We start from the raw sequence: 7,903 nt of genomic DNA, 5'->3' as shown, positions 1-7,903 counted from the left end.
TACCAAGCGATTATTCTACGCCAATAATACGCTGGTAAAAGTGATACTCTTTTTCCAGCGCATCGGCGAGATTCTCTGCAGATCTGAAGCCATGCCCTTCTTGCGCATAGTAATGCACTTCAACAGGGATTTGCTGCTGTTGCAGCGCCGCTACCATCGCTCGCGTTTGCTCTGGTACCACAACGGCGTCTAGTTCTCCCTGAAAAAAGATCACGGGGACTTTGATCTGGCTGGCATGCGCTAACGGTGAGCGTGCCTGATAAACGTCTTTCTCGGTGACAGGCGAGCCAATTAGCCAGTCCAGATAATGAGATTCAAACTTATGCGTGGCTTTTGCCAGTGCTAGCGGGTCGGTCACACCATAGAGGCTGGCACCACCGGAGAATTTATCGGAAAAAGCCAAGGCTGCCAATGCCGTAAAACCGCCGGCACTGCTACCACGAACAAATACCTGTTGAGGATTAATTAAGCCTTTATCCGATAAATACTGCACCGCTGCTTCCGCATCCTCGACATCCGATATCCCCCAACGTTTATGCAGTAATAAGCGATAAGCCCGGCCATAGCCGCTGCTGCCTCTGTAGTTAAGATCCATCACAGCAAAACCGCGCTGCGTCCAATACTGTATACGCGGATTCAGCACCGGATAAGTGCAGGCGGTAGGGCCGCCGTGAAAAAAGAACACAACCGGCGGTAACGAGCTACTATCGGCTGATTGCGAATCCTCCTTTGTAGAGTCACACTTTACCGGCGGGTAAAAAAACCCAAAGGCTTGCTGATCGCCTACCGGAAAACTGATGTGCTGCGGCACAGACAAGTTATCCACAGCCAAACTATCCACATCCGTTCTATCTAAAGCCGGGTTATCTGTAGCCGGGCTTTCTGTAGTCACGCTGTCAACAGGTGTTGATAACTGCCGGATGTGGCCACTAAGCTGATCAATTTCAATCACTTGCGGCAAACCAGCCAGGGCATTGGCAACTGCATAGATTTTATTCTGTGATAGAGTGACCGCTCTAAATTGGCTGTATTCACTGGCGAGCTGCTGAACCACCTCGGCGCTTTTCAATTGTAAAAGATCTGCCGCTGCTTCCTGCAGGCGAATCACGGTGACCTGCTGTTCCGACACATGATAATGATACCCGCCAAACTGCCAGGGAGCCGTTGTACAATCGGCGTCTACCTGCCAATAAGGCTGTAAGCGTTGCTCAGCAAGATAATAACGGCATAAATTCCACCACCCGGACTGGTCACTCATCGCCCAGATACCACCGTCATGATCAAACGAAGGCTGCAGAATTGATGTATTCATACCCTGTCCGGCCAGTATCTGCTGTCGTTCAATCAGGCCATCCGGCCCAAAAAAACCATGATGCAACTGGGTGGCGGTCCATGGTTGATGGGGGTGATCCCAGCTAATAAACAGGCATTGCCGGCCATTCCCGGAAAGCACCAGCGAACTATAAAAGTCATGCCCTTCATGGAGCACCTCTATTTCGCCGCTCGTCAGAGACAGGGATACCAAGCGATTTATTACATTCTCAGAAGAATGTAATTCGCTAAAATGCTGCTCCTCAATCATCAGAACCCGATGATGAATCGCATCATACACAGGCTCACCAAAACGAGATTCCATAAGGAATGTTAACTGCTCAGGCTTTTCAGCGTTGATCTGCTGCCGATAGAGTTGCTGATCCTGTTTGTTGACAAAAACCCAGCTTTGCGAATCCAGCAGACACCAGCTTAAACCACCGTATTCATGCACGCGGCTACGCACATCAAAGCCTGGCGGTGTGAGGTTTTGCGCAACTCCATCGGCATAACGAATTAAGCAGTTACGGCCGGCCTCTTCAGGACGATACTCCACCCAGAATAAAACACCGTCGGTATCGCAGGCGAGCTGGCCATAATCTTTAAGCCCGGCGACCGCCTGCTCAGCGCTGACGTGGTTTGTGTCAGGGTTTATAGATTGGGTGAGTGGTTTAACCTTTGCAGAAGACACGGGAATTGCGTTCGTTACGATACAAAAAAGGCTCGGCAGCAGGCGCTTCAGCCTCAGCACGCGCTTGTAGAATCATATCGTGGTTTGGCGATTTACTACAGACGGGGTCGGTATTATGCGCATCGCCGGTCATCATATACGCCTGACAACGGCAGCCGCCAAAGTCCTTCTCTTTCTCATCACAGGAAAGACACGGCTCCTTCATCCACTCATAACCACGAAAGTGATTAAAGCCAAATGATTCATTCCAAATATGATCAAGCGTATGTTCACGTACGTTTGGAAACTCAATAGGAAGCATTCTGGCGCTGTGACAAGGTAACGCCTGACCATCTGGCGTTACTGTGAGAAATACCTGTCCCCAGCCGTTCATACAGCCTTTGGGACGCTCTTCGTAATAATCAGGTGTGACGAATATCAGCTTAATCGGGTTGCCGGCTGCAGCCAGCTTAGCGCGGTATTCATTGGTAATACGCTCGGCACGCTCTAATTGAGCGCGTGTAGGCATTAATTGCTGGCGGTTCTCGAAGGCCCAACCGTAATACTGACACGTCGCCAGCTCTACATAGTCGGCTTCAAGTTCAATGCAGAGTTCAATGATACGGTCGATCTGATCTATATTGTGGCGATGCGTAACAAAGTTAAGCACCATAGGATAACCCTGTGCTTTAACTTCGCGCGCCATTTTTAATTTTTGCTGAAAGGCTTTTTGCGAACCTGCCAGCATATTATTAACGGTTTCATCACTGGCTTGAAAGCTGACCTGAATATGATCCAGACCGGCATCACGAAACTCTGCAACCTTGCGTTCATTCAGGCCAACACCCGAGGTGATCAAATTCGTGTAATAACCCAGATCGCGCGCCGCCTTAATCAGTACGCTTAAATCCTGCCTGACCAGTGGCTCGCCACCGGAGAACCCCAACTGGACGGCACCCAGCTTACGCCCTTCTTCAAAGACCTTAATCCACTCTTGAGTGGTCAGCTCTTCGCTAAAATCAGCAAAGTCTTTAGGATTAGAACAGTAAGGGCACTGTAATGGGCACTTATAAGTTAACTCAGCTAATAGCCACAATGGCTGCCCATGAGAGGGAGCTTCCGGTAATGCAGAGGGTTTCCCCTGACAACTACCACTCATACTAACCCCCGTATCCAATGCTGCTTCATGGCGTCATCAATAAATGCCAGCACATCGTCATTCAAGCCTTCCGCTTGCGGATACTTTTCCATCAGCAGATCAATGATCTGAATCAGATTCCGCTGACCATCCACCAGCGACAAAATCTCTCCTGCCGGCCCGTTCAGCTTGACCATACCTTCCGGGTAGAGCAATACATAAGACTGCTGCGCTTCTTCCCACTGAAACCGGAACATCTTTTCCAATACCGGAATCATCTCTAAGCTGGTCATACGGATAGCCCCCGATGATATACGCGCTCATCCGTTACCGTATGGTAAGGAGGTCTGTTCAGCTCGTAAGCCATTGTCATGGAATCCAGCATGCTCCAGAGGACATCCAGCTTAAACTGCAATATCTCCAGCATACGTTCTTGCTGTTCACGGGTCGTGTAATGATCCAGCGTAATGGTTAAGCCATGCTCTACATCACGACGCGCTTCGGTTAAGCGGTTACGAAAATACTGATACCCATCAGCATTAATCCACGGATAGTGAGTGGGCCAGGTATCCAACCGATTCTGGTGAATCGTCGGCGCAAACAGCTCAGTTAAGGAGGAGCTGGCCGCCTCTTTCCAGTTAGCTCGCCGGGCAAAATTAATATAAGCATCCACGGCAAAGCGCACACCCGGTAACACATGCTCTTCGGATATGATCTCTTCGCGGGTTAAACCTACCGATTCACCTAAACGTAACCAGGCTTCAATACCGCCTTCGGCTCCCTCATAACCATCGTGATCCAGTATCCGCTGCACCCACTGACGACGTGCATCACGATCTGGACAATTAGCCATAATCGCCGCATCTTTTACCGGAATACTGATCTGATAATAAAAGCGATTCGCTACCCAGCCACGAATCTGCTCAGGTGTGCAGCGGCCTTCGTACATAGCGACATGGTACGGGTGCTGAGTATGATAAAAATTCCCCTTGGCACGTAAAGCAGCCTCAAACTCTTTACGTGTCAATGGCAATGTATCTGTGAAATTAGTCGGGTTACTCATCAGCGCACCTACAACTCGATACTCATTCCGTCATAAGAGATCTCAATACCGTGCGCTTCTACTTCTTTACGCTCGGCTGAGTCCTCATCCAGAATCGGATTGGTATTATTGATGTGGATAAGTATCTTGCGCGGTTTTTCCAGCGTATCCAGATACTCAATCATGCCACCCTCACCGGATTGTGGCAGATGCCCCATGGTGACACCCAGCTTATCGCCAACACCGGCGGTAATCATCTCATCTTCCTGCCATAAGGTGCCATCGACGAGCAAGCAGTCGGCATTTGACATCAAGGGGTTCAAATGGGGTTCGATCTTGCCAAGCCCCGGGGCATAGAAGAGTGTTTTTCCACTGCGCGTGTCTTCTATGAGAATACCTATGTTATCCCCGGGATGAGGATCATTACGGTGTGGCGAATAAGGCGGCGCACTGCTGCGCAAAGGAATAGCGGTCAGTTTTAGCTCCGGTACCTCAGGTACCACAAAACTGCTGCCTTGGGCATTGCTATCGCTACTAACAGGGATGGTATGGCGCTCAATACCGCCATTCCAGTGCTTCAACATAGAGAACACAGGAAAACCTGTCGTCAGATCCTGATAGACCATATCGGTACACCATACCTGATGCGGACAACCTTCACGCAGCATTAGCAAACCTGTGGTGTGGTCAATCTGGCTATCCATATAAACAATAGCCGCAATGCCTGTATCGCGAATAGTACGGGCAGGCTGCATCGGAGCAAAAGACGCTAACTGTTCGCGAATATCCGGTGAGGTGTTAAACAGAATCCACTCGACTCCATCCACACTAACGGCAATCGAAGACTGCGTACGCGCTTTAGCATTCAGCGTACCCTGCCGAAAACCCTTGCAGTTGCGGCAATTGCAGTTCCATTGTGGAAAACCGCCACCCGCGGCAGAACCTAATACCTGTATTTTCATAAAAGACTCAGTGCCCGGAAGAGAGTAGTTATTATTTTAAGAGGGCACAGTACCGGGGAGCATGAACCCGGTACTGGCTTTCGCACTCCTTATTCAGAGTGCCGGAACGCTTAACGGTTTGCGAAGTACATAGTTACTTCGAAGCCGATACGCAGATCCTGATAAGCTGGCTTAGTCCACATATAAAGTACCTCTCTTGTTGTTATTGAGTGATCTTCAGAAATGTCCGAAGAATCACTTTATCATAGGAGAGGTCAATCTTTACCTATATGGTACTTTGGAACGAAAAATTACCTGTTTTGGTCGTAGGAGAGAACTCTTGCAACCAGCCCAAAGCGCAAGTGCACATTGATATACCGCTTATAAATCAAAAGGGTATTAATCCGGCAGGAAAGCAAAGCAGATGGAATAAACGAGCAAGCTTAAGCGTGAGTCACCTGAGCTGGCTATCTTTACTGCCACGACGGTTTATTCCACCGGCACTGCTGTTCGCCTTGCTTCTGGAATGGCAGTACCACACTTTTCGCAGAACCCGGCGCTTTCTCCGGATTGGATAGTGCTCCTTGCTCGTTTCACCGCATCTTCTGCGCTAGCGTCAATCTGATCCTGTACTGCCCCGTCCCGGGCCCAACCTCCCGCCATCTCTGATACCTCTGTTCTGTTATAAATGTATACATGGGCTCAGCCGGAATACATTTTACCCTTCAGCAAGTGAGCAGAGGCCTTAAACCATAAAAACCTCAGACGCTTGCCGTTGTTGCCGTCTTATCTGCAAACTCATGTCGCAAACCTTGCGCCAGTTCGCGCAACTCTGCCTGGTCCAGAGTTTCAACTTCCAGCAAGCGGCTGGCTGCGCGCTCCAGGATATCCCGGTTACTGGCCAGAATGTCAAAGGCCTGCCCGGATACCTCACTCAGCAGCTCACGCACGGCATCATCCACTGCTTCTGCAGTCGCCTCACTGTAATTGCGCTCAAGATAGCCGGGGGTTCGGTCGCCAAGAAAACTACTTCTCTCCGCTTCATAACTGACGTTGCCTAATTTAGCGTCCATGCCATAGCGCACAACCATGGAGCGAGCAATATCACTGGCTCGGGCCAGGTCGTCAGCCGCTCCGGTAGACAGGTGATCAAAGATCAACTTCTCTGCCGCGCGCCCACCCATCAACACCGCGATCTTGTCCCTTAACTCACTTTCAGTCATTAGAAAGCGATCTTCGGTCGGGCGCTGGATAGTGTAACCCAAGGCTCCGATGCCCCGTGGGATGATGGACACTTTGTGAACCTCATCCACCCCGGGCAACGCCATGCTGACTAGTGCGTGTCCCATTTCGTGATAGGCCACAATGTTGCGTTCACGAAGGTTGATCAGGCGGTTGCGCTTTTCCAGGCCGGCAACAATACGCTCGATTGCGCCGGTAAAATCGGCCATGGTCACCTGCGAGGCCCGGCGCCGCGTGGCCAGCAATGCCGCTTCGTTCACCAGGTTAGCCAGATCTGCACCAGAAAAGCCGGTGGTTAGCGCTGCAATGTCGTCCAGCTCCATATCCGGAGCCAGTACAATTTTTTTCATATGGACCTGCAAGATCTGCAAACGCCCCGCCCGGTCTGGCCTGTCTACCAACACCTGCCGATCAAAGCGCCCGGCCCGAAGCAATGCCGGGTCCAGAACTTCCGGCCGATTGGTCGCCGCAAGCAGCACCACTCCCTTACCCGGATCAAAACCGTCCAGCTCCGATAACAGTTGATTCAGGGTCTGTTCGCGCTCATCGTTGCCACCCTGTACTGTGCCGGCGCTGCGGGCCCGGCCCAATGCGTCCAACTCATCAATAAAGATAATGGCCGGAGCCGTTCCACGAGCCTGTTCAAACAGGTCGCGAACTCGCGCTGCACCCACACCTACAAACATTTCAACAAATTCAGATCCTGAGATAGAAAAAAACGGAACCGCGGCTTCCCCGGCGACGGCCCGCGCCAGCATTGTCTTACCGGTACCGGGTGGCCCCACCAGCAAAATGCCTTTTGGCATTCGCGCGCCCAGGCTGCCGTACTCACGGGGGTTCTGGAGAAAATCGATAACTTCCTGTAACTCAGCCTTGGCTTCATCCACACCGGCAACATCGGCGAAGGTCACCTTGGTATCACTTTCCACGTAGATTTTGGCTTTGCTTTTACCCACCGCCATCATTCCGCCCAAGCCCTGCTTACCGCCCATACCACGAATCAAAAACAGCCAGATAGCGACAAAAAACAGCGTCGGCAGAATCCAGGACAGTAACGCGGTGAACAGCGTATTTTCGACGGCGCCTGAATAGGTTACGCCGGTTTGATTCAGGCGTTTGGCAAGATCGGGGGTGACCGGCGTAGTGACGAAACCAGTTTTGCCATTCACCGGGCTAGAAAAAGTACCGCTGATGGAGGTGCTGCCAATCACCACGTTCTCAATCACGCCCTGATCAAGATACGTCTCGAACTGGCTGTAGGGAATGGGCTCGATGGTGTTAACCTGCACCCAATAATCGCGGAGGAACACAATGCCCATCACAGCAAGCAGCACGTACCAGATATTTATCTGATGTTCACGGTTCATGATTTTCTCCGTTTGCCGAAGGTTCTACACTTTGGCTGCGATAGCGAAACAGCGGGCAGCGTGTTTCCGACGGGCATGCTATTTATAACTATCAAAAAGATACCAAAATTCCGGCACCGCAGCCGACAGTGATAGCGCCCAGCCCCCCCCTTAAACAGGGCAGGCTGTTAATGCCTTTCCAGTATGCAGGGA

Annotated in this window: 7 protein-coding genes and 1 pseudogene; all 8 read right to left on the bottom strand. The window is 51.0% G+C overall.

What is annotated here, in order from left to right; translation table 11 throughout:
• Window positions 1-10: 10 nt before the first annotated feature.
• Complete coding sequence (locus ABY436_RS09235; protein WP_372738682.1) at window positions 11-2,002, bottom strand: alpha/beta hydrolase family protein; 1,992 nt, start codon at window positions 2,000-2,002, stop codon at window positions 11-13.
• Window positions 1,983-3,140 carry a pyrroloquinoline quinone biosynthesis protein PqqE gene (gene pqqE / locus ABY436_RS09230; protein WP_372738681.1) on the bottom strand — a complete coding sequence of 386 codons (1,158 nt, stop codon included), beginning with the start codon at window positions 3,138-3,140 and terminating at the stop codon, window positions 1,983-1,985. The genes ABY436_RS09235 and pqqE overlap by 20 nt, the downstream gene beginning before the upstream one ends.
• On the bottom strand, window positions 3,137-3,412 hold the full coding sequence (gene pqqD, locus ABY436_RS09225; RefSeq protein WP_372738680.1) for a pyrroloquinoline quinone biosynthesis peptide chaperone PqqD: 276 nt from the start codon (window positions 3,410-3,412) through the stop codon (window positions 3,137-3,139). Before pqqD ends, pqqE begins: the two co-directional genes overlap by 4 nt.
• Window positions 3,409-4,182: a pyrroloquinoline-quinone synthase PqqC gene (gene pqqC / locus ABY436_RS09220; RefSeq protein ID WP_372738679.1), complete on the bottom strand. Its 774-nt coding sequence runs from the start codon at window positions 4,180-4,182 to the stop codon at window positions 3,409-3,411. The genes pqqD and pqqC overlap by 4 nt, the downstream gene beginning before the upstream one ends.
• Before the next feature lie 8 nt (window positions 4,183-4,190).
• Window positions 4,191-5,123, bottom strand: a complete 933-nt coding sequence (gene pqqB, locus ABY436_RS09215) for a pyrroloquinoline quinone biosynthesis protein PqqB (protein ID WP_372738678.1) — start codon at window positions 5,121-5,123, stop codon at window positions 4,191-4,193.
• Between the two features lie 110 nt (window positions 5,124-5,233).
• A complete protein-coding gene (pqqA, locus tag ABY436_RS09210; RefSeq protein ID WP_084332595.1) occupies window positions 5,234-5,305 on the bottom strand; it encodes a pyrroloquinoline quinone precursor peptide PqqA in 72 nt (23 codons plus the stop codon).
• 251 nt (window positions 5,306-5,556) lie between these two features.
• A pseudogene (locus tag ABY436_RS09205) lies at window positions 5,557-5,765 on the bottom strand (TraR/DksA family transcriptional regulator).
• A 98-nt stretch (window positions 5,766-5,863) separates the two neighbouring features.
• On the bottom strand, window positions 5,864-7,711 hold the full coding sequence (gene ftsH, locus ABY436_RS09200) for an ATP-dependent zinc metalloprotease FtsH (protein ID WP_372738677.1): 1,848 nt from the start codon (window positions 7,709-7,711) through the stop codon (window positions 5,864-5,866).
• Window positions 7,712-7,903: the final 192 nt, after the last annotated feature.

This window comes from Neptunomonas sp. (assembly GCF_041601355.1).
Lineage (GTDB): Bacteria > Pseudomonadota > Gammaproteobacteria > Pseudomonadales > Balneatricaceae > Neptunomonas.
Note: the sequence above shows the minus strand (reverse complement) of the source record. Positions and strands in the feature narration are given on the sequence as shown.

What these genes read in the sequence shown, in the direction of transcription:
- pqqE (WP_372738681.1), bottom strand. Translation starts at nt 3,140, where the DNA reads ATGAGTGGTAGTTGTCAGGGGAAACCCTCTGCATTACCGGAAGCTCCC.
- pqqD (WP_372738680.1), bottom strand. Translation starts at nt 3,412, where the DNA reads ATGACCAGCTTAGAGATGATTCCGGTATTGGAAAAGATGTTCCGGTTT.
- pqqC (WP_372738679.1), bottom strand. Translation starts at nt 4,182, where the DNA reads ATGAGTAACCCGACTAATTTCACAGATACATTGCCATTGACACGTAAA.
- pqqB (WP_372738678.1), bottom strand. Translation starts at nt 5,123, where the DNA reads ATGAAAATACAGGTATTAGGTTCTGCCGCGGGTGGCGGTTTTCCACAA.
- ftsH (WP_372738677.1), bottom strand. Translation starts at nt 7,711, where the DNA reads ATGAACCGTGAACATCAGATAAATATCTGGTACGTGCTGCTTGCTGTG.